This is a genomic window from Pseudomonas sp. GLN_2 (assembly GCF_043106005.1).
GTDB lineage: Bacteria > Pseudomonadota > Gammaproteobacteria > Pseudomonadales > Pseudomonadaceae > Aquipseudomonas > Aquipseudomonas alloputida.
The window spans coordinates 100,699-122,926 of sequence record NZ_JBICMC010000090.1; the positions used below are offsets into that span (position 1 = coordinate 100,699).

At 64.7% G+C, this 22,228-nt stretch carries 19 protein-coding genes; 5 read left to right on the top strand and 14 right to left on the bottom strand.

Features of this window, described 5'->3' with window-relative positions:
* Positions 1-32: 32 nt before the first annotated feature.
* Positions 33-1,652, top strand: a complete 1,620-nt coding sequence (locus ACF8Q6_RS22685) for an FMN-binding glutamate synthase family protein (RefSeq protein ID WP_004575669.1) — start codon at positions 33-35, stop codon at positions 1,650-1,652.
* 36 nt (positions 1,653-1,688) lie between these two features.
* Here the strand turns inward: ACF8Q6_RS22685 and ACF8Q6_RS22690 are convergent, their stop codons facing one another.
* On the bottom strand, positions 1,689-3,107 hold the full coding sequence (locus ACF8Q6_RS22690) for an amino acid permease (RefSeq protein ID WP_003254987.1): 1,419 nt from the start codon (positions 3,105-3,107) through the stop codon (positions 1,689-1,691).
* A 388-nt stretch (positions 3,108-3,495) separates the two neighbouring features.
* Here ACF8Q6_RS22690 and ACF8Q6_RS22695 point away from each other — a divergent pair, with 388 nt between their 5' ends.
* From ACF8Q6_RS22695 to ACF8Q6_RS22705, 3 genes are all read left to right on the top strand, one after another.
* On the top strand, positions 3,496-6,645 hold the full coding sequence (locus ACF8Q6_RS22695; RefSeq protein WP_392491395.1) for a transglycosylase domain-containing protein: 3,150 nt from the start codon (positions 3,496-3,498) through the stop codon (positions 6,643-6,645).
* Between the two features lie 89 nt (positions 6,646-6,734).
* Positions 6,735-7,280 carry a PadR family transcriptional regulator gene (locus ACF8Q6_RS22700; protein ID WP_014859958.1) on the top strand — a complete coding sequence of 182 codons (546 nt, stop codon included), beginning with the start codon at positions 6,735-6,737 and terminating at the stop codon, positions 7,278-7,280.
* Positions 7,273-8,034 (top strand): siderophore-interacting protein, encoded by a 762-nt coding sequence (locus ACF8Q6_RS22705; RefSeq protein ID WP_324737448.1) that lies wholly within the window; start codon positions 7,273-7,275, stop codon positions 8,032-8,034. Before ACF8Q6_RS22700 ends, ACF8Q6_RS22705 begins: the two co-directional genes overlap by 8 nt.
* Positions 8,035-8,309: 275 nt before the next feature.
* On the opposite strand, the gene ACF8Q6_RS22710 is transcribed toward ACF8Q6_RS22705, so the two are convergent.
* The 12 genes from ACF8Q6_RS22710 to ACF8Q6_RS22765 are packed head-to-tail and all read right to left on the bottom strand — an operon-like array spanning position 8,310 to position 18,737.
* Positions 8,310-8,972: a hypothetical protein gene (locus tag ACF8Q6_RS22710; RefSeq protein ID WP_392491396.1), complete on the bottom strand. Its 663-nt coding sequence runs from the start codon at positions 8,970-8,972 to the stop codon at positions 8,310-8,312.
* Positions 8,969-9,355 (bottom strand): type II secretion system protein GspM, encoded by a 387-nt coding sequence (gene gspM / locus ACF8Q6_RS22715; RefSeq protein ID WP_014859960.1) that lies wholly within the window; start codon positions 9,353-9,355, stop codon positions 8,969-8,971. The genes ACF8Q6_RS22710 and gspM overlap by 4 nt, the downstream gene beginning before the upstream one ends.
* Positions 9,352-10,428: a type II secretion system protein GspL gene (gene gspL, locus ACF8Q6_RS22720; RefSeq protein ID WP_392491397.1), complete on the bottom strand. Its 1,077-nt coding sequence runs from the start codon at positions 10,426-10,428 to the stop codon at positions 9,352-9,354. Before gspL ends, gspM begins: the two co-directional genes overlap by 4 nt.
* Positions 10,425-11,015: a type II secretion system protein gene (locus tag ACF8Q6_RS22725; protein ID WP_014589891.1), complete on the bottom strand. Its 591-nt coding sequence runs from the start codon at positions 11,013-11,015 to the stop codon at positions 10,425-10,427. Before ACF8Q6_RS22725 ends, gspL begins: the two co-directional genes overlap by 4 nt.
* Positions 11,012-11,380 (bottom strand): type II secretion system protein GspI, encoded by a 369-nt coding sequence (locus tag ACF8Q6_RS22730; protein WP_392491398.1) that lies wholly within the window; start codon positions 11,378-11,380, stop codon positions 11,012-11,014. Before ACF8Q6_RS22730 ends, ACF8Q6_RS22725 begins: the two co-directional genes overlap by 4 nt.
* Positions 11,377-11,808 (bottom strand): type II secretion system minor pseudopilin GspH, encoded by a 432-nt coding sequence (gspH, locus tag ACF8Q6_RS22735; protein WP_003254996.1) that lies wholly within the window; start codon positions 11,806-11,808, stop codon positions 11,377-11,379. Before gspH ends, ACF8Q6_RS22730 begins: the two co-directional genes overlap by 4 nt.
* A 2-nt stretch (positions 11,809-11,810) precedes the next feature.
* Positions 11,811-12,245, bottom strand: a complete 435-nt coding sequence (gene gspG, locus ACF8Q6_RS22740; RefSeq protein ID WP_004575677.1) for a type II secretion system major pseudopilin GspG — start codon at positions 12,243-12,245, stop codon at positions 11,811-11,813.
* A 17-nt stretch (positions 12,246-12,262) separates the two neighbouring features.
* Complete coding sequence (gspF, locus tag ACF8Q6_RS22745) at positions 12,263-13,465, bottom strand: type II secretion system inner membrane protein GspF (RefSeq protein WP_088512953.1); 1,203 nt, start codon at positions 13,463-13,465, stop codon at positions 12,263-12,265.
* A gap of 3 nt (positions 13,466-13,468) precedes the next feature.
* Positions 13,469-14,917, bottom strand: coding sequence for a GspE/PulE family protein (locus ACF8Q6_RS22750; protein WP_180690157.1), 1,449 nt, complete (start codon positions 14,915-14,917; stop codon positions 13,469-13,471).
* Positions 14,917-16,653, bottom strand: a complete 1,737-nt coding sequence (gene gspD, locus ACF8Q6_RS22755) for a type II secretion system secretin GspD (protein ID WP_221100936.1) — start codon at positions 16,651-16,653, stop codon at positions 14,917-14,919. The genes ACF8Q6_RS22750 and gspD overlap by 1 nt, the downstream gene beginning before the upstream one ends.
* A 21-nt stretch (positions 16,654-16,674) precedes the next feature.
* Complete coding sequence (locus tag ACF8Q6_RS22760; RefSeq protein ID WP_049588493.1) at positions 16,675-17,097, bottom strand: pilus assembly protein PilZ; 423 nt, start codon at positions 17,095-17,097, stop codon at positions 16,675-16,677.
* The gene (locus ACF8Q6_RS22765) at positions 17,097-18,737 is read right to left on the bottom strand and encodes a lipoprotein UxpA (RefSeq protein ID WP_392491399.1); all 1,641 of its coding nucleotides are present in this window, start codon (positions 18,735-18,737) and stop codon (positions 17,097-17,099) included. The genes ACF8Q6_RS22760 and ACF8Q6_RS22765 overlap by 1 nt, the downstream gene beginning before the upstream one ends.
* 224 nt (positions 18,738-18,961) lie before the next feature.
* Between ACF8Q6_RS22765 and ACF8Q6_RS22770 the strand changes: the two genes are divergently transcribed.
* Positions 18,962-21,037, top strand: coding sequence for a PhoX family phosphatase (locus ACF8Q6_RS22770; protein ID WP_014859299.1), 2,076 nt, complete (start codon positions 18,962-18,964; stop codon positions 21,035-21,037).
* Positions 21,038-21,166: 129 nt separating this feature from the next.
* On the opposite strand, the gene gspK is transcribed toward ACF8Q6_RS22770, so the two are convergent.
* Positions 21,167-22,132, bottom strand: coding sequence for a type II secretion system minor pseudopilin GspK (gene gspK / locus ACF8Q6_RS22775; RefSeq protein ID WP_392491400.1), 966 nt, complete (start codon positions 22,130-22,132; stop codon positions 21,167-21,169).
* Between the last annotated feature and the right edge of the window lie 96 nt (positions 22,133-22,228).

Below are 22,228 nucleotides of genomic sequence, written 5' to 3' on the forward strand. Positions count from 1 at the left end.
TGAGCCTGACCGCGCCATCGCAAGGACCCTGTATGAGCCTGTCACTTCTCAGTCGTTATGCCTTCTTCGCCGCCTGTGTGCTGTTCACCCTGGCGAGCCTCCCCTTCAGCCACCACGAATGGTTGTGGCCGTTCACCCTGACCACAGGCATTCTCAGCCTGATCGGCCTGTTCGACCTGCTGCAGCAGCGCCACGCCGTTCGCCGCAACTACCCGGTTCTTGGCAACATCCGCTATCTGGTCGAGGCCATTCGCCCGGAAATCCGCCAGTACCTGCTGGAGTCCGACAGCGATGCCCTGCCCTTCTCCCGCGCCCAGCGCTCGCTGGTGTATGCCCGGGCGAAGAACGAAGCCTCGGACAAACCTTTCGGCACCCTGATCGACGTATATGAATCCGGTTTCGAGTTCATCGGCCACTCCATGCGCCCGGCACCGCTGGCTGACCCGGCCAGCTTCCGCGTCATCGTCGGTGGGCCGCAGTGCAGCCAGCCGTACTCCGCGTCGATCTTCAACATTTCGGCCATGAGTTTCGGCTCACTCAGCGCCAATGCCATCCGTGCGCTCAACCAGGGCGCCAAACTGGGCAATTTCCACCATGACACCGGCGAGGGCAGCATCAGCCCCTACCATCGCGAGCACGGTGGTGACCTGGTGTGGGAACTGGGCAGCGGCTACTTCGGGTGCCGCACGCCAGATGGACGCTTCGATCCCGAACGTTTCGCCGCCCAGGCGCGCAGCCCTCAGGTGCGCATGATCGAGATCAAGATGAGCCAGGGTGCCAAGCCTGGCCATGGCGGCATATTGCCCAAACACAAGGTCACCCAGGAAATTGCCGAAACCCGTGGCGTGCTGATGGGCGAGGATTGCATCTCACCGTCGCGCCACAGCGCCTTCTCGACACCGATCGAAATGATGCAGTTCATCGCCCAGTTGCGTGAGCTGTCCGGTGGCAAGCCAGTGGGGTTCAAGTTCTGCCTGGGCCACCCGTGGGAATTCATGGGCATCGCCAAGGCCATGCTGGAAACCGGCATCCTGCCCGACTTCATCGTCGTCGATGGCAAGGAAGGCGGCACCGGCGCAGCGCCCGTGGAGTTCACCGACCATATCGGCGTGCCACTGCGTGAAGGCCTGCTGTTCGTGCACAACACCCTGGTCGGCCTGAACCTGCGCGACAAGATCAAGCTGGGCGCCAGCGGCAAGATTGTCAGCGCCTTCGACATCGCCAGCGTGCTGGCCATTGGCGCCGACTGGGCCAACTCGGCACGGGGCTTCATGTTCGCCATCGGCTGCATCCAGTCGCAAAGCTGCCACACCAACAAGTGCCCGACCGGTGTGGCCACGCAAGATCCGCTACGCCAGCGTGCGCTGGTGGTGCCCGACAAAGCCCAGCGGGTGCTGAACTTCCATCACAACACGTTGCGTGCCTTGGCAGAAATGCTGGCGGCGGCGGGCCTGGAGCATCCGGCACAACTGGAGGCCAAGCACCTGGTGCGGCGCATTTCAGCCACCGAGATCAAGCTGTTCTCGCAGATGCATGTGTTCTTGAAGCCAGGTGAGCTGCTGACCGGCGAGGTGAACGGGCAGTTCTATTCGCGGATGTGGCAACTGGCCCGGGCGGACAGTTTCGAGCCGCACAGCGAAGTGGCGGCCTGAGAGAACGCTGGGGCCGCAAAGCGGCCCCACGTCAGGTCAGGAGGCTGTACTCGTCACACCTTGTGCGTCTTTCGGCGCCAGGCGGAACGTGTAATACAGCACTGTCAGCAACACCAGGAACGCCGGGCCGATGTACAGGGCCACACGCGTATCCTCAAAGTACGCCATCAGCCCGACCACCAGCACCAGGAAGGCCAGTGCCAGATACGAGCTCAGCGGCCACAGCCACATGCGGTACTTCAGTGCCTTGCGCTCGGCCGTGGTAAGGCCGGCACGGAACTTCAGCTGTGCCAGCAAGATCATCACCCAGGTCCAGATCGCACCGAAGGTGGCGATCGAGGTCACCCAGACGAAGACCTTTTCTGGCACCAGGTAGTTGGCCAGCACGCCCAGCAGCAACGCGCCGATCGACAGTAGCAGCGCATTGCGTGGCACGCCGTTCTTCGAGGTGCGGGCGAAGGCCGCCGGCGCCTGGCCGTTCTGCGCCAGGCTATAAAGCATGCGCCCGGTGCTGAAGATGCCGCCGTTGCACGACGAAAGCGCCGCCGTGATGACCACGAAGTTGATGATGCCGGCGGCGGTCTTGATGCCGAGGCGCTCGAAAGTCATGACGAACGGGCTGCCCTGGCTACCGATTTCGTTCCACGGGTAAATCGACAGGATCACGAACAACGCACCGACGTAGAACAGCAGGATGCGCCAGAACACCGAGCCGATGGCCTGCGGAATGGTCTTTTGCGGGTTGCGTGCTTCACCGGCGGTGAGACCGATCATTTCCACGCCCAGATAGGCGAACATCACCATCTGCAGCGACATCAGCACGCCGGTCACGCCATTGGGCATGAAGCCGCCGTTGCTCCACAGGTTGGAGATCCCCACTGCCACACCGTCATTGCCAAAGCCGAAGGCAATGATGCCGATGCCGCCAAGCACCATGGCGATGATGGTGACGATCTTGATCAGCGCGAACCAGAACTCGAATTCACCAAAAGCCTTCACTGCCACCAGGTTGACCGCGCCCATGCTGCCCAGCGCCGCCAGGGCCCAGATCCAGCGCGGAACGTCGGGGAACCAGATGCCCATGTAGATGGCCACTGCCGTGATTTCGGCAACACAGGTCACCAGCCACAGGAACCAGTAGTTCCAGCCGGTCAGGAAGCCTGCCAACGGGCCGAGGTAATCCTGGGCATAACGGCTGAACGAGCCGGCGACAGGGTTGTGCACGGCCATTTCACCAAGGGCGCGCATGATCACCAGGATGGCCAGGCCGCCGATGATGTAGGACAACATGATGGCCGGACCGGCCATTTCGATCGCCTTGGCCGAACCGAGGAAAAGACCGACACCGATACAGGCGCCCAGCGCCATCAGGCGGATGTGCCGTTCGCCCAGTTCACGCTTGAGCGGGCCGCCTTCTGTGGCCTGGCCGTGGGCAGAGTGGTTGCCGACTGGCATAGCAATACAACCTCATTTTGTTATTGGATTTGACCTTCGTGCCGCCGCGACCATGCCGATAGGCGTGGCATTGGCTTGCCAGGCTGGTCTTGTGGACCGGCCCGTGTGCCGGAGTAGAGCGCCCGGCAAGGCGAAGGGGGCGAGCAGTATAGGAAGACCGTTGTAGGAGTTTTCACTGTATATATGCAGAAATTTGGCTAGAACTCTGGGGCCGCTACCCGCCCCAAAAATCGCCGGGGCACCATAGCAACATCGGCCGTTGAAGGAACCCACACCAAAGCCGCATAGCCCCTCACCACTTTCCTTCTTCTACAAATTTTTCACCCTATCCACTCAACGTCTAAGCTTCAGACAAGCAAGACGAAAATACTTGGCCGGATAGAAGACTATGGGCGCACTGTGGCAATCGGAACCAAGCAGAACGGAAGCACCCGAGATACCTCCGGCCGAGACGCCACAACCCAAGTCCCCCCGTCAGCGTCGGCTATGGTGGCGGCTGATCATCCTCATCCTGCTGGTGGCACTGGTAGCCATAGGTGTTGCCGCGTATGACGAATTTCGTACCTCCGAACTGCAATCGCGCGAGTTCAGCAAACTGGCCGGTACACTGACCTATTCACTGCAACCCGGTCCCAGCGATGCCATCATCTACCCCGGTGATGGGCCGTTCGACAGACGCCTGGGCTATAGCGCCCTGGGTGAATTCCTGCCACGCCTGCTCAAGCGCGACTACCTCATCAGCGAACAGGTGAAGTTCTCACCCGCATTGATGAACTACGTCGATCATGGGCTGTTCGCACCCTATATCGAGAAAATCCAGGCCGGCCTGTCGATCACCGACTGCCGCGGCGACACGCTGTACCAGTACAACTACCCCCAGCACCTGTACCCGGACTTTGCAGCGATCCCTCCCGTGATGGTCAACAGCTTGCTGTTCATCGAAAACCGCGACCTGCTGGATACCCAGGACCCACGTAACAACCCGGCAGTGGACTGGCCACGCTTTGCCAAGGCCGCCTACAGCCAGGTCGCCAAGTACCTGGCCCTGCCCGGCCAGTCTGCCGGCGGCAGCACCCTGGCCACGCAGCTGGAGAAATATCGCCACTCACCCGACGGCCTGACGGTGTCGGGCGCGGAGAAAATCCGGCAGATGATTTCTGCCAGCGTGCGTGCCTACCAGGGCGGTCCCGACACCACCGAGGCACGCCAGCGCATCGTGCGTGACTACCTCAACAGCGTACCGCTGTCGGCTGTGCCTGGGCATGGTGAGGTACATGGCATGGCCGAGGGCCTGCGGGTGTGGTACGGCGCCGACTTCGACCAGGTCAACCAGGCTCTGAACGCCACCGCCACCGACCCCCAGAGCATGGCCGCACGTGGCCTGGCCCTGCGCCAGGTGCTGTCGCTGATGATTGCCCAGCGCCGCCCCTCGCATTACTTGTCCAAGGGCCGGGTCGAGCTGGCCGAACTCACCGATTCGCACATTCGCCTGCTTGCCGCCAACAAGGTCATCGATCAGCCGCTGGCCGATGCCGCGCTGGCCAGCAAGGCGGTGTACCGCGACTGGGTCGCGCAGCCGACCATCGTACCGATCATTACCAACAAGGGCATCAGCCTGGCGCGCAACCGCCTGTCGGCCATGCTCAATCGCCCGCTGTACGACCTCGACCGCCTCGACCTGTCAGCCACCAGTACCTTGCAGGCCGACCTGCAGTTGCAGATCAGCCAGTACCTGAAAAACCTTGCCGACCCGGCGTTTGCCGCACAGATCGGCCTGATCGGCGAGCGGCTGCTCACTGCCAAGACCACCGACCAGGTGAGCTACAGCTTCACCTTGTTCGAACGCACCGCCGATGGCTCGCGGGTCCGGGTGCAGACCGACAGCACCAACCAGCCCTTCGACATCAACGAAGGCAGCAAGCTGGAGCTGGGCTCAACCGCCAAGCTGCGGGTACTGACCACCTACCTTGAAATTATCGCCGAGCTGCACGACAAGTACGCCGGCAAACCTGCCGCCGAGCTGAAGAAGGTCGAAGTGGCCGAACTCGACCGCATCACGCAATGGTCGCTGGAATGGCTGGCGCTGAACAGCAAGAACCAGAGCCTTGACGCCATGCTCGACGCCGCGCTCGAACGCAAGTACTCGGCCAACACCGGCGAAGCGTTTTTCACCGGTGGCGGGATGCATGTGTTCAACAACTTCCGCAAGGAAGACAACAACCGCAACCCGACACTCAAGGATGCACTGCGCGAGTCGATCAACCTGCCGTTCATCCGCCTGATGCGCGACCTGGTGCGCTACGTGACTTACCAGCAGCCGTACAACCGCGTGCCGCTGCTCAAGGACGATGCCGACCCGCGCCGCCAGGAATACCTTGCGCGCTTTGCCGACAAGGAAGGCACCAACTACCTGATGCGCTTCTGGAAGAAGTACCAGCGTAAAACCTCGCAACAACGCCTGGACACCTTCCTCGACAGCATGCGCGTGACCCCACAGCGGTTGGCGGCGGTACACCGCTACCTGTTCCCCGAGGCAGGCCAGGAAACCTTCAACGCGTTCGTGCGTGCCCACCTCAAGGGCGACAAGGCCGTGCTGGGCAAACTGACCGATGGCCGTCTGTCCGAGATGTACGCAGCTTACGGCCCCGGCAAGTACGACCTGCCCGACCAGGGTTACATCGCCAAGGTCCACCCACTGGACCTGTGGCTGCTTGGCTACCTGCTGAAGAACCCAAGCTCGACACTGACCGAGATGATCAACGCCAGTCGTTTCGAACGCCAGGAGGTATACGGCTGGCTGTTCAAGAGCCGCCACCAGGGCGCCCGTGACAGCCGCATCCGCACCATGGTCGAAATCGAAGCCTTCCTCGATATCCACCAACGCTGGAAACGCGTGGGCTATCCATTCGACCACCTGGTGCCCTCATTGGCCACCGCCATCGGCAGCTCCGGCGACCGCCCCGCTGCCCTCTCCGAACTGGTCGGGATCATCCAGAACGACGGTGTTCGCCTGCCGACCCTGCGCATCGACACCCTGCATTTCGCAGCCAACACACCCTATGAGACCAAGTTGATCACAGACCCTGACCGGGGCGTGCGAATTCTGCCAGTCGAAGTGGCGCGTGCACTCAAAGGCGCCATGTCGCAAGTGGTCGATGCAGGTACCGCGCGGCGTATTTCCGGCAGTTTCAAGCTGCAGGACGGCACCCCACTGGTGATGGGCGGCAAGACCGGTACCGGCGACAACCGAATCGAGAGCTTTGGCGCCGGCGGCCGGCTGATCGGCTCGCGCTCGCTAAACCGCACCGCCACCTTCGTGTTCTTCCTCGGCGACAACCATTTCGGCACGCTGACCGCCTTCGTGCCGGGTCGCACGGCAGAAGCGTTCAAATTTACTTCGGCGCTGCCAGTGCAGGTGCTCAAGGGCATGGCACCGATCCTCATGCCATACCTGCAGCCTGGCAATCCGAATGAGTGCAAGCCGCCACAGGTTGCCCTGCACACACCGCCACCGGCAGGGAACGCATCGACGCAGTAGATGATAATCATCAGCATTTAAGGGCTTGTCTTTAGATATATCTTGAGTAATATCTTAAGATATATCGCAAACGACGGAGCCCTATCCTTATGCGCGAACATCCCCCTCATGATCCCTTCGAGCGGCGCCCCGCCCGTGGCGAGCGCGGCCCGCGTGTCTTCGCCCCGGGTGACCTCAAGCTGCTGATGCTGGACTTGCTGGCCGAGCAGCCCGGCCACGGTTACGACCTGATCCGCCAGATCGAAAATCTGTTCGACGGCAGCTACAGCCCAAGCCCTGGGGTGATCTACCCCACGCTGAACTTCCTCGAAGAGGCCGAACTGATCAGCGGCCAGGTACAAGGCAGCAAACGCCTCTACGCCATCACCGATGCAGGCCGCAGCGCCTTGGTGGATCAGGCAGTAGCCCTGGATGGCGTGCGCATGCGCATCGAGGTCAGCAAACGCGCCCTGCGCGGCCACGACCGCCCGCCAGAGATTCATGAAGCGGTCGGCAACCTGCGCCATGCACTGCACATGCACAGCGGCCGCTGGACAGAGGAAGAAATCGAACGGGTCCGTGACCTGCTCAACCATACCGCCAAGGCCATCGCCTCCGGGCCCACCGAACCTTTCAGGGAGACGCCCCATGAGTGACACCATTCACCGCGTAAACCACGAGATCCGCCAGCGCCGTCTGCAGGTGCTGCGGGTCACCGAGCTGACCCCGCGCATGCGCCGCATCACCCTGGGGGGTGCCGAGCTGCAAGGCTTTACCAGCATGGGCAGCGACGACCATATCAAGCTGCTGTTCGCCGAAACGCCGGAGCAACAACAGGCCATCGAGGCCCGTAACCTGGGCAAGGACGGTGGCGCGCGGCCCACCATGCGCGAGTACACACCACGGCGCATCGACCTGGTGGCACATGAGCTGGACATCGACTTCGTGCTGCACGGCGACGGCCCTGCCTCTACCTGGGCCGCGCAAGCCGCGCCCGGGCAAACCCTGGACATCGCAGGGCCACGGGCCTCGCTGGTGGTGCCGGATATTTTCGACAGCTACCTGCTGATCGGTGATGAAACTGCCATCCCGGCAATTGGCCGTCGGCTGGAGGAGTTGCCGGCGGGCCGCCAGGTGCTGGCAGTGATCCAGATCGAAGACGAGCACGAGCGCCAGCCGCTGCCAAGCAAGGCGCAGGTGGAAGTGATCTGGGTACGTCGCCAAGGGGAAGACTTGTTGGAGCTGGTGCGTAACCTGAGCTTGCCGCAAGGCCAGCTGTATGCCTGGGTGGCGCTGGAAAAAGCCCTGACTCGCCAGGCCAAGGCGTTGTTGCTGGAGAAAGGGGTAAAGGAAGACGCGCTAAAGGCTGCAGCCTACTGGCGGGCCAACGGGACTGCCGACGACGAGTGATCGTGCTTGTCTGATCTGCCGTCTTCGCGGGCAAGCCCGCTCCTACACCGATCGGGGATGGACACAACTCGGCGGTTGGGCACAAATCGGTGGTTGGGCACAGGCCGTTGTAGGAGCGGGTTCACCCGCGAACACCGGCGCAGCCGGTGCCACGCAACGCGCAGCCTGCTTCGCGGGTATGCACCATCGATACGACCAAGCGCTTAAGCCCCGAGCACCTCAGAAAAGCTCGACCGCTCGCAGCGTATCTACAGGTGGCCGCGCCACGTTGTTGCTTACCAACGAAGGTCTCGCTGCCCCGCCAAGGCCTGCGGCCCAAGCCATTGGGCGCCACGCAACAATGGCGTCAACTGCGCTTCAGGCTGCAGCTGGAACACCACCTGCGCCTGGCGTCCTGGCAGGTCGGCATCCACGGTCAGTTGATGTTGCCCTTGCTGCGCCAACTGCCCGCGCAGGTGCCAGCCACTGCGGCAATCCATTTCCAGCCAGCCGTGCCCAAGGCCTAGGGACCAAGGGTCGCTCAGGGCAAGGTCGGTTACGATCACGCGGCCTTCACTGGCCTGGCATTGGCGCCCTGTCCCCTGCATCCTCAACACACCCTGCCACTGGCCGGCCAGGCGGTAATCCGTCGAGACCGTCGCCAAAGGCCCCTTGGCTGATGCCTCCAGCCGCCAACGCCAGGGCCAGCCTTCTGCACGCAACTGCCAGGCCTGCCCCTGGAACCCCACTTGCGCATTCGCCTGCAAGCGCCAGGGCTGCAGCGTCCAGCGCAACGGCCCGACCGGCCCCCATCGTTGTGCCTGCCCTTGCCAAAGGCTTCCACCGACATCGCGTACCGGCAGGCCGAACGCACGCACCACCCAATTGGCCGGAAGCTCGATAAACAGCGTGAGCACGAATACCAGTAACACCCAGGCCATTGCTGCACTGCGGCTCATGGCTGCACCACCAGATCAAATCGCAAAGCCTTGCCCTGCTGCTCCAGCCCCCATTGCAACGGCAGTGCGCCTTCTGCACGCAGGCTCTGCACCCAGCCTTGCAGCATGCGCTCATCGGCCACCTGCCCGCGCAGTTGCCAGGCCTTGCCTTGCGTATCGACTTCGGTCAGTTCAACCCCACGGGCCTGGGCCGACTGACGTAGCCGCTCCAGGTTCAAACCGGGCCCGCCTTGCAGGCTGGCCGCCTGTTCGGCCAGCACACGCCACTGGCCAAGCACGCGCCATTGCGCAACGCCTTCGCGCAGGGCCAGGAAGGCCAGCAGCAGGGCGATCAGTCCCCAGGCGAACGTGAAGCGATGACGCTGTAGCCAGTCCCGGTTCATGAAGCTGCTCCCAGGTCGAAGATCACTTGGCCTTCTTGAACCTGCACTGTGGCGCCAGCGGCAGCCGCCATATCACGCCATGGCGGCGCACTGCCCTCGCCCTCCAGGCGCAGGTGCCAACGCTGACCATCGAAGCGCACCGCTTGCAGGCGCAAGCCGGGGTTGGCACGCAGCCAGGTCTGCAAGCGAGCCTGCAGGTCGTCTAGCTGACGTGTACGCAGTTGCTGCTGCAGTACGCTCTCGCGCAGGCGCTTGAGGGCCTGTGCCGCGTGCCGAGGGCTGGCCTGCTCGCCGGTCACGGCAACGACCTGGTTGCGCCAGAGTTGCGCCTGACGCCATTGCTGACTCACCCACAGGCCACCCCAAACGGTGGCCAGCACCAGGCAAGCTGCCAGCAGCCGCTGCTGCTGGCGGGAGGCCGCCGGCAACGAGCGCACCTTGCGGGCGCGGTCGAACAGGCCGGGCAGTGTGTCGAGCGGCGCAAATACGGCTGGCCAATTGCCGCTCAGCAACGTCTTGTGCAGCCCTGCCCACGGTGGCTGCGGCACGCCACCCAAGGCATCAGGCCACGCCAGCCAGTGCTCCTGTCCGTCCTCGGCCAAGCCTTTGTAGAGCGACATGCCGGGGGTGCGTTGCCATTGCCAAGCGCATCCTGGCTCGGGTGGTGGCAGCAGCTGCAGCTCCGCCCAGCAACGTACCGTCTGCAAGCCCCATTCGGCGCATTGGCCACGCCAGTCATCCAGCTGCTGACGCGCCACTACCAACAGACGAAGGTACCCCGGTTCACGGGCCAGGCAAGCACAGGCCACCTCATGCGGGGCCTGCAGCAAGCGATCCTCAAGCAGCAAAGGCCATTCTTCGCGCTTGAGCCCGGGAGGGGCCGGCACGCGAAAATGGCTGCACGCCTCGGCAGGCAGGACCAGCGCAACATGGGCCTGCGGGTTGGCCGGTGGCTCGCCCTGCCCCTGGCTTTGCAAAATACCGTCCTGGACCAGCGCCCAATGCCAGACAGCACCCGGGCGCAGCAGCAGCCACACCTGGGCCGGCGCACGCCGTCGCCATTCAAGTTTCATGAGCGCCCCCATGGAAGGGCGAAGGTGCAGACATAGGGGGCTCCATCACGCAGCAGTTCCAGACGCACACCACGACCTGGGTGCACCGGTTGGTCAGAAGGCCAGGCCAGCCAGCGGCCGCCCTGGTAGTACAGAACGTTCATGGCGCTGACCTGGTCGAGTCGTTCGCGCTGTACCCAGCGCGGGGCGACGGCGGCGTACAAGTCCGCCGAGCTTTCCAGCAGCAGACGTTGCTCGCGGGCCTCGAACCGCAGGCGCTGGCGTTGCAGGCGCGAGCCACCTTCGGCTGCCGGCAGGCCGGTGCTGGCGACCCACAGCAACTGGTTGCTGGCGGGCTGCCAGTCCAGCCAACGGCTGGCCAGCGGCAGACGCTGGTCGTAGACACGGCGCAGCACCGGGCTGTCGAAGCGCCGCTCCAGGGCCAGGCAAAAGTCCAGCACCGAGGTTTGCCGCGTGGTGTCCTGCAGGCGTTCGCGCACCTTCAGCCATCCGTTGACCAGGGCGGCCAGCATGATGCCGAGCACGGCTGTCAGGGCCAGAGCGACCATCAGTTCGATCAGGGTCAGGCCGGTTTGGCGGTGTTTCATGGGCGCTCCAGAAACACGGTGTACTGGCCCAACGGCAAGCGCTGGTCGCGGTCGGCGAACAGCTGTAGCTCGCCACGGCGCAGGTCGCGCACGCCGGTGCGGCGCAGTTGCAATTGCCAGTGACACAGTTGGGCACCTTGGCCGAGCTCGCCGGCTACCTGGTTTTCAGCAGGCCAGTACTGCTCGACGGCAAAGCGGGCTTGCAACTCACGCGCGCACAACAGGCCAAGACGGTGCTGTTGCAGGTTGTCCTGCACTGCAAGCCTCTGGCGCAGTACCTGGCTGGTGATCACCGCCAGCACGGCAGCGATTGCCAGGGCTACGGTCACCTCCAGCAGAGTGAAACCACGCTGTGCTTGCTTCATGGCACGACCCACATGCCATCGGTGCGGCTCCAGGCCCATTGCTGACTACCATCGGCCCAGCGCCAGCGCACGCTACCCGCCTGCGCCCAGCCATGCGGCGTGAACAGCACGCGCGGTTGCGGGCTGGCGGGCCAGTCCGGGTGCAGGCCCTTGGGCCAGTCGCCGAGCGGGACCGCTTCGACCACCCAGGCATTGCCCTCGCGGCGGACGAACTCCGGGCGCTGGCCATTCCAGCGCAACCCGCGCAGTTGCCCCGCATGTCGGGCCAGCGCGGCCTGGCCGCGGACCTCGACCGCCAGCCGTTGCAGTGCCTGCTCGACACTGGCCTGGCCGTTGCCAAGGCCGGCCACCGCCAGCCCGGTCATCAGCCCGGCAATGGCCAGTACCACCAACAGTTCGATCAGGCTGAAGCCGCGCTGATGACGCACCGTTACAGCGCCCAGTTACCCAGGTCGGCATCCTGGCCTTCTCCACCTGGCAGGCCATCGGCACCCAGCGAGTACACATCGACCCGGCCATGTTCCCCAGGCATGCGGTACTGGTACGGGGTGCCCCACGGGTCCTCCGGCAGGCGACGCACGTAGCCATCACTGCGCCAGGCCCGAGGCACTGGCTCCTGAGCCGGCTTTTTCACCAGCGCGGCCAGGCCCTGTTCGCTGCTGGGGAAGCGCAGGTTGTCCAGCCGGTACATGTCCAGCGCCTGCTCCAGGGTGGCCAGGTCGGCCATCACCTTCTGCTTCATGGCCTTGTCCTGGTTGCCCAGCACGCTGGGCGCGACCACGGCGATCAGCAGGCCGATGATGAAGATCACCACCATGATCTCCATGAGGGTGAAGCCGCGTTGGCGGTTACGTCGATGCTGCATGGCAATACTCCTTGTCGTCACAATTGCAGGCCCTGGTTGAGTTGCATGATCGGCAGCAGCACCGCCAGCACGATGAACAGCACCACGGCGCCCATCACCAGGATCATCAGGGGTTCGAACAGCGCCATGGCGGTATCGACCTGGCGGGCAAAGCCGCGCTCCTGGTCGTCGGCCACGCGCTCGAGCATGTCCGCCAGGGTGCCGCTGGCCTCGCCGCTGCCGACCATGTTCACCAGCAGCGGCGGGAATTGCTGGCTGGCATCCAGCGCACGGTGCAGGCTGGTGCCGCCCTGCACGTGTTGGCGCACCTGCTCCATGGCCAGGCGGATACGCCGGTTGCCGATGGTTTCGGTGGCCACTTGCAAGGCTTCGAGCAGGGCCACGCCACTGCCAGTGAGAATCGCCAGGCTGCGCGCCAGGCGCGCGCTCTCCAGCACCTGCAGCAGGCTGCCAATACGCGGCAGGCGCAGCAGCAGCTGGTCGCGACGCAGGCACCAGTGCGGTTTGCGCAGCAGCCAGCCAGCCAGCCCCCCGAGCAACAGCGCCCCCCCTAACAACCAGGGCCCGGCGTGCACCAGCCCCTGGCTCAGGCCGATCAGCAACGAGGTGATCAGCGGCAGGCTTTGCCCGGCGTGGGCGAATTGCTCGGTGAGTTTGGGCACGACGAACGTCATCAGGCCAATCACCACTGCCAGCGACACACCCATCAGCACAGCGGGGTAGATCAGCGCTGTGCGGGCCTTGTGTTGCTGGCGTTGCACCTGCTCCAGGTGGTCGGCCAAGCGGGTCAGCACCTGGGCCAGGTGCCCGGAGCGTTCGCCGGCCTCGACCAGCGCGCAGTAAAGGCCAGTAAACGGTGCACCCTGCCGGGCCAGGCTGCGGGCCAGGCCCAGGCCTTCGGCCAATGAGCCGCGCAAGGCCACCAGCACACTGTGCAAGGCGGGTTGACGCAGTTGCCGTTCAAGGGTGGCAAGGGCATCGACCAAGGGAATGCCGGCCCCGGTCAAGGTGGCCAGCTGACGGGTCAGCTCACACAACTGGGCGCGGCTCAAGCGCTGGCGTCGGGGTTGTCGGCTGCCGGCTTCATGGCGCTGCAACTGGCGGGCGAACAGGCCCTGCTCGCGCAGCAGCTGGCGGGCGTGGCGTTCACTGTCAGCCTGAAGGCTGGCCTTGTGCGTTTTGCCGGCGAGGTCAACGGCCTGGTAGCGATAGGTCGGCATGCCTTAGCCCTGCACCACGCGCAGCACTTCAGCCAGGCTGGTCTCACCGCGGGCCAGGCAATCGCTGGCCATCGCCACCAGGCTCTGGCGCCGATCAGCCAGGTAATCCTGCATGGCCAGCTCACTGGCGCCGTCGTACAACAAGCCGATGAGCCCAGCGTCCAGTTCGATAAATTCGTACAGCCCCAGTCGCCCGATATAACCGCTGCCCTGGCACTGCTCGCAGCCTACGGCGTGATAAGTGCTGCCCAGCGCCGCCAGCTCGGGCCACAGCTCGCGCTCGGCGGCCTGTAGCGGGTGCGCCACCGCACAGCCGCACAAACGCCGCACCAGGCGCTGGGCCAGGACGCCGCGCAGGCACGAGGCGATCAGGAACGGCTCGATGCCCATGTCGCGCAGGCGGGTCACTGCGCCTACCGCGCTGTTGGTGTGCAAGGTCGACAGCACCAGGTGGCCGGTGAGGCTGGCCTGCACGGCGATCTGTGCAGTCTCCTGATCGCGGATTTCGCCGAGCATGATCACGTCAGGGTCCTGACGCAGGATGGCGCGCAGGCCACTGGCAAACGTCAGCCCGGCACGCGGGTTGATGGCGGTTTGGCCAATGCCGGCGATGGCGTACTCCACCGGGTCCTCGACGGTGAGGATGTTGCGGCTGCCGTCGTTGAGGCTGTTCAGGCTGGCGTAGAGGGTCGTGGTCTTGCCCGAACCGGTCGGGCCGGTGGACAACACGATGCCGTTGGGCCGCGCCAGGCAACTGCGCAGGCCCTGCAACACCGCTGCCGGCATGCCCAGGTTATCCAGCGCCAGCAGGCTGGCCTGCTTGTCGAGCACGCGCATCACCACCCGCTCGCCGTGGATGCCGGGCAAGGTCGAGACCCGTACGTCCACTTCGCGCCCCGCCGCGCGCAAGGTGATGCGGCCGTCCTGGGGCTGACGCTTTTCAGCAATGTCCAGGCGGGCCATGACCTTGATCCGTGATACCAGCATGGCCGACAACGCACGTGGAGGGCGCAGCACCTCACGCAGGTGGCCATCGACCCGCAAACGCACCACCAGGCTCTGCTCGAAGGTCTCGATATGGATGTCCGAGGCGCGCAGCCGCAGCGCCTGGCCGAACAGGCCGTTGATCAGGCGGATCACCGGGGCTTCGTCGTCGCTTTCAAGCAGGTCTTCGATGCGCGGCATCTCGCTCATCAGGCTATCCAGGTCGACCTGGTCGCCAATGCCTTCGATCAGCGCTTCGGTGGCGGCATCGCCGGCCTGGTACAGCTGGCCAAGGCGCTCGTCGAACAGCGCAGGTTCCAGGTATTCGAGCAGGCTTGGCTGGCCATGCACACGCAGCAACTCCTGCAACTGGGCATTGTCGGCGTCGGGCCGCAGCCATAGCTGCCAGCCCTGCTCTGCCGGGGCCATCGCCACTCCGCTCTGCCGTGCCTGGCGATAGGGCAGCATCACCAGTCACCGCCTTCCAGGCGTGCGCGGCTGGCGGGGAATACCTGCAACAGCCGCGTGCCCTCTGCAAGGTCCGGCAACTGCAGCGGTGTGGTCTGCTGCAGGGTGCGGTACTTGTCTTCACTGAGGCCCGCCAGGCTCGGGCCGTCGCGCAGAATGCGCGGGCGGATGAACACCATCAGGTTCTGCTTGGTGTTCCTGGTGGCATCGGAGCGGAACAACCGGCCAAGATAAGGGATGTCGCCGAGCAGCGGCACACGCTGGTTGCTGGTACTCAACTCGTCGCTGATCAGGCCGCCAAGTATCACCAGGCCGTTGTCCTCGACCATGACCTTGGTCTTGATCTCGCGCTTGTTGGTGATCACGTCGCTGGCCGAGCTGGTGTCGGCAATCGACGACACCTCCTGAACGATGTCCAGGCGCACGCTGTTGTCGATATTGATCTGCGGCTTGATGCGCAGCTTCACCCCGACTTCCTTGCGCTCGATGGTCTGGTACGGGTTGGCGTTGTTCTGCGTCACGGAACCGGTGACGAAGGGCACTTCCTGGCCAACCAGGATCGATGCCTCGGCGTTGTCCAGGGTCAGCAAGGTGGGCGTGGACAGCAGGTTGAAGCCGCTCTTGCCCTTCAGCGCGTTGATCAGCATGGCGAAGTTGAAGCCCCCGCCGAAATGGCCGATGCCTGCCGTGGCACCGGTGGTGGTGGACAACAGGTCACCCAGGGCCTCGCTGTCGCCACTCGCGGCGGCCCCGGCAATGCTGGCGATATTCACCCCGTTACTGCCGAAGTTGACGATACCGGCACCGAACTTCTCGTCGGCGAACAGCCACTGCACGCCCAGCTCCTGGGCGCTGCTGTCGGACACCTCGGCGATGATCGCTTCGACCACCACCTGGGCACGGCGAATGTCCAGTTGCTCGACAATGGCCCGGTACGCTGCCAGCTCGCTGTCGGGGCCGACCATGACCACGGCATTGGTCCCTTCTTCGTATTCCAGGCGGATACCCGGGCCACCGGAGGCTGGCATCACCGGCCGGTCCTTGCCCTCTGCCTCGCCCGCGCCTTCAGCCGGCACCGCCCCTTCCTGGCTGAGCCCTCGCAGCACCTTGACCACTTCACCGGCATTGGCATGGCGCAGGTAGATCACCTGGGTGCTGCCGCTGCCCGGTGCCTCTTGAGGGCGGTCGAGCTGGCGCAGCAGGCTGGCGATGCGTTCGAGGTTGCTGCGCCAGTCAGTCACCACCAACTGGTGCGCCGCCGGGTACGGTGTAATCACTCCAACCCGCGGGTCGATCAGCGGTTTGAGGATGCCCAGTACCTGTTCGCTGGCGGCGTTGCGCACGCTGAATACGCGGGTGGCCACGCTGTCGCTGCCCTCGCCCTGCTGCCCGCCCGCCTCTACCGGCACCGGCTCCAGGCGCGCGGCCTGGTCGGGTACGATTTTCACGCTGCCATTGGGCAGGTCGACGGTGGCATAGCCCTGGGCACGCAGTTGGGCCAGGAAGATGTCGTAGATGGCGTCGGCGTCGTGCAGGTCGACGGTGCGCACGGTGACCTTGCCCTTGACCCGGGGGTCGACGATGAAGGTGGTGCCGGTGATACGCGACACGCTGTCGATGAACTCACCGAGTTCGGTATCGACGAAATTCACTTCGTACATCGGCGTACCGTTGTCATCGAACACCGGCTCTTGGGCATAGGCCATGGACAAGGCCAGGCTCAGCGCAGCCGCCATGCAGTATCTAACAGGCATCGTTCATCCTTGCCGCTTGAAGCCGGTCACGGCGGGGCGTGGCGGCCAGGGCAGGCGCTCACGCCGCCCCTGGTTGTTGAAAATCAGGCCATCGCTGTCGATGTCCTGCAGCACGATCCCTGGCGCCAGGCGCTGACCGCGGGCCAGGGTGCGCACTTGCTCGCCGTAGCGCAGCACCACCACACTGGCGGCCAATGGCTGGGCCTTGAGGCCGCCGAGGTATTGCAGCGGCAGACGGGTAATGGTGATGGCGCCGTCGTCGGGCGGCGCCTGCCAGTGACCGACCATCAGCCCGGGCAGCGGGCTGTCGGCCACCGCAGGCGCCGTGGCCGGGTGTGGCTGCCGGCTCAACTGCAGCACACACTGCGCAGACAGCCAGCCGGCCAGGGTCAGGCCAGCGCCGGTGAGCAGACGCGAGGTGAGCATCACGAGGCCAACTGCCGTGGGTGCCAGCCTGGGTGCCCCTGCACGTAACGCACTTCGGGCAGTTGCAGCGGCGCCAGTTGCCAGTTGTCAGGCTGACGGGCCAGCCAGGCTTCGACCCGCTGCCACAGTGGCTCGCCGGCCTGGCTTTCGAATTGCAGGCCAAAGGTGCGGCACAGGCCCTGCACCGGCTCCAGCCCCGTGATGCGCTTGCCTTGTGGGCTGTAGCTGACGCTCCAGGTCTGGCCCTGCCAGCGCGGCAGGTCCTGGCTGTTGTCCAGCAGCAGCGGGTCACCGAACAATTGTTCAGCGGCGTTTTCCAGCACTTGTTCGACCTGCCTGGCCGGTGCCTCGACCACTGGCGCCGGGTAGCCACCGGTAAGGCTGATCAGGTGTTCGCGGGTAATGGGCGCCCCTGCTGCCAGCGGGTAGTCATAACGCAGGCCCGGCAGCAACACGGGCATGCTGCTATCGTCGGCCAAGGCTTGATGCAGCAGGCGGTCCCAGCTGCCGCCACGGGTATCGCGGCGCCACAAGGCCTGGGGCGCGCGGGCCAGCGGCTGGTCGAGCCAGGCTGCGTGGCCGGCGCGTTGCTGGTGCAGTTGCGCCTGCAGTTGCGCGACACGCAGCTGCGCGGCAGGCGCCAGTTGCTGTTCAAAGGCCGGGAAAAAACGCCCGTCGAACTGCCACTGGCCGGCCACACGCTGGCAGCGCAGGCGGAAGGCACCGCTGCCCCGGCAGCCGGCAAACAGCACCGGCACGCGCCGACCGCTGGCCTGGGTGACCTCGACCGGCGCGGGCCACAGATCCTGACCACGGGCGCACAACAGCACGTCGACTTGCGGCACCCGTTCAGCCAGCCACAGGCCGGGGCCCGTGCCTGCATCGGCCATGGCCACCACCAGGTCAGCCTCGCGCCGGGCTTGCTCGAACACAGGCAGCAGAGACTGGTACCACTGTTTAAGAGAGGCTTTCTGGTCTTGGGCATAGGGGTCGGTCACGCCAACCACTGCAATACGGGCACCGCCGCGCTCGAAAACGTGCAGGGCTTGCACGCCCAGTGCCTGGCGTTGTGCGTCTGCCAGCCCGGCGCCGAGGGTAATGGCGCTGGTCTGGCGATACAGGCCCGTGCTGCGTTGTGGCCACAGCACACGCTCATCGCTGCTGACCCGCGCTTCGATGCCCAGCAGTTGGCTGCCTTGCACACCACTTTCGCCCTGGGTCAGGTACGCCAGGCCACTGCCATTCCAGCCCTGGCCGTTCTCCAGGGTCAGGCTGTTGCCCGCACCGGCCTCGCCACGCAGTTGTTCCAGCAACGCCGCGAGCACCGCATAACCGCCCAGTTGCGCTGCCGTTGCCTGGCTGGCATCCAGCAGCGGCGCCAGTTGCGGGTAGGCGATACTGGCACTGCGGCCAGTCATCCAGGGCGCGCGGCCCAAATGGCTGACCGGCCCCAACCGGGTAGCCGGTACCACCGCCTGGCCAGGCTGGCGGGCATCGAGGGTATCGGCGACGTACAGCAAGTCGAGCTGGGCGTTGCCGCCCTGCTGCCCTGGGAAGGCTGTGCAGGCGCCGAGCAGCGGTGCCAAGGCACCGATACCCATCCAGCCGATCACTTCGCGCCTGTGCACACTGCTCGCCATCGCATCCGCCATCCTTATCCACGTCCATTCAGGGACCCGGATGTTGCGGCGTTGGCATTACAGTTTGATGGCAGAAATCCGACAGCAATTCCAATTTGATCTGTAGACCATAAATCTAAGAACTGGCAGTTTTAAAAGCTCGTTAACATTTCTGCCAAGGAATCATCACACTTGCGCCTTAAAGTCGCGGTTTCCTCCCACTCAGCCAACACAAGGACACCCTGATGAGTCGAGATACCGGCGACAACCTGGACCGGAACCAAAGCGGCAACCTGCCGATGGCCAATGTCATGGACGCCTACCTGAGCCGCCGCAGCGTCATGCGCGGCAGCCTGGGCGCCGCCATCGCCATGATCGCCGGTACCGGCCTGACAGGCTGCTTCGACGGTGGTGGTTCCGATCACGATGATCCGGTCACCGAGCCCCCGGTGACCGAACCGCCAGTCACCGAGCCGGAAGTGCCGAAACTGGCACTGGGCTTCCAGTCCATCCCAGGCTCGCGCACCGACGCCTGTGTGGTCGCCGCCGGCTATAGCGCCTACGTGCTGGCGCCCTGGGGTACGCCACTGAACAGCAACGGCAACCCGTGGAAGTCCGACGGCAGCAACACCTCGACCGACCAGGCCAACGCCATGGGCATGCACCACGACGGCATGCACTTCTTCCCCATCAACGGCAGCTCGGAAGACGGCCTGCTGGCAATCAATTTCGAGTACATCGACACTGCCGCCCTGCACCCGGCCGGCCCCACTACCGATGTCAACGGCAAGCGCCCGGTTGAAGAAGTGCGCAAGGAAATCAACGCTCACGGTGCTGGCGTTGTACGCCTGCAGAAGATCAACGGCCGTTGGCAAGTGGTCGACAACGACCCGCTGAACCGTCGCTTCACCACTGCTTCACGCATGGAGATCACCGGCCCGCTGCGTGGCACCGACCACGTCAAGACCAAATACTCCACTGCTGGCACCCACTGCCGTGGCACCAACAACAACTGCGGCAACGGCTATACCCCGTGGGGCACCTACCTGACCTGCGAAGAGAACTGGCCGGGCATCTTCGTCAACAAGGGCACCCGCCCCGAGGACCAGCGCCGCATTGGCGTGGGCACCTCCAGCGGCCAGTACAAGTGGGAAACCGCTGCCGGTGACGCCAGCGAAGTGGACGACGAATTCGCCCGTTTCGACGTTACCGTCAAAGGCGCCAGCGCCACCGACGACTACCGCAACGAAGCCAGCACCTACGGCTACATCGTCGAGATCGATCCGTACAACAACAGCACCCTGGCCACCAAACGCACTGCGCTGGGCCGCTTCCGCCACGAGGGCTGCGCCCCCGGCCTGCCCGTCGCCGGCAAGCCGCTGGTGTGGTACATGGGTGACGACTCGAACAACGAGTACCTGTACAAGTGGGTGTCCACCGCCGTGTGGGACGCCGCTGATGCCAACCCGGCCGACCGCCTGGCCACCGGCGCCAAGTACCTCGACCAAGGCAAACTCTACGTGGCCCGCTTCAATGCCGACGGCACCGGCGTATGGCTGCTGCTGGACGTGGCCACCGCCACCACCGGCGGCAGCACCCTGGGCGCGCTGTATGGTGACCTGCCGGGCATCATCCTCAACACCCGTGGTGCTGGCGACGCCGTGGGCGCAACGCCGATGGACCGCCCGGAATGGACCACGGTCAACCCGCTGAACGGCGACGTATACCTGACCCTGACCAACAACAGTGCACGTACCCCGGACAAGGTCGATGCAGCGAACCCACGCGGCCCGAACCGACACGGCCACATCATTCGCTGGCACGACAGCGACGACCAACTGAGCTTTACCTGGGACATCTTCGTGTTCGGCGCCAACGCTGCCGGCACCGCCGACATCAACCGCTCCGGCCTGACCGAACTGAACCAGTTCGCCAGCCCCGACGGCATGAGCTTCGATAGCCGCGGCGTGCTGTGGTTCGAGACCGACAACGGCGAAACCACCTTGACCGACTACACCAACGACCAGTTGCTGGCGGTGATCCCTACCGACCTGGTGGATGCCAGCGGCAAGCAGGTGCCGGTGAACGCACAGAACCAGGTGGACCTGCGGCGCTTCTTTGTCGGGCCAAATGGTTGCGAGGTGACCGGTATTACCTTTACCCCGGATAACAAGACGCTGTTCGTCAACATTCAACACCCGGACAACTGGCCGTATACCGACAAGGCGACCGATGCGACGCCGGCTGGGGCTACCGTGCGGCCGCGGGCTTCGACGGTGGTGATCCAGCGTATTGATGGTGGGGAGATCGGGACCGTTTGATCCCGTGCCGGTCAGCCAGCGTTTGCTGGCTGTACCGGCCTCTTCGCGGGCAAGCCCGCTCCTACAGGGGGCTCACTGGTTTCAGAACCAGCGTAGGGGCGGGCTTGCCCGCTTAGAGGTCAGTGAACGTTACCAGGCTATTGGCTCCCGGCTACGCACCCGCACTTGCTGCGCGGGCACCCGGGCATGCCATTGCACCACCCCCAGCGCCTCCACCTGGAACTCGCTGCGCATTACCCGCCCCTCTTCCTCGAATGACAGCTGCAACAGAAAATGCCCGCTGTTGAGCAGCAGCCCTTCGCTCAACCGTTCGAACGTTTCGTCATCCACCGCCCCCAGCGCCTGACGCAGTGCAGCCGCGTCCACATACCCCGACGCCGGCCTGCCGCTGACAATGCGGCTGAGCAACGAACGCGAGTAACGCCCTTCATACAGCGCCTCCAGCAGGGGCAGATGCTCCAACCCCAGCGCGTTGGCGTTGAGCCGCCAACCCGTGGTCTGGGGCAAGGCGCACAGCATCGGGTAACGCGCCTGGCGGCTGGCGTCCGACTCCAGCAACAGGTTCAGCTCGCTGGTGTCGAGCATCGGCTGGTCAGCCGCCAGCCGTGGCGGTTGCTGACGCAGGTACTGGGCGCTCTCGGCGCCCTGCAGGCGGGCATCACTGTCGGCATCGAGCCAGTCGGCCAGGGCATCGACCAGGCGTTCGGCCGCCATGTCATTGCCCAGCAAGTAACGCAACTGGCGCTCGGCGCGTTCGCCATCGGCACCCAGCAACGCATTGACGTTGAAGCAGGTGTGCTGGTCGCGTACCCGCAACTGCGCCTGGCCAGCGCCAAAATCGTAGTTAAGCGGCTGCCCGCGCAAGGCTTGCCAGAACAGCGGACTGAGCCGCCAGGCGGGGTCACGCAGGGCCTGCCCGGCATAGGCCAGGCCGGCCTGCTCCATGGCCCGCACCTGCACTCGCTGGTGCAGCAGGCGCACTTCGTCGACCTGACGCCGGCCATCTTCCACCAGCCAGGCCATGCCCGCCGCCAGCATTGCCAGCACCACCATCACCATCAACAGGGCCACACCCTGCTGTTGCCTTCCACCCATCGGTGCGTGCCTCGCTCGCGGAATAAAAACGCCAGTCAACACGCGGGGTGTTTCAGCTAGATGGCAGTGCCCGTTCGTCATGTGCTCGTCATCTAG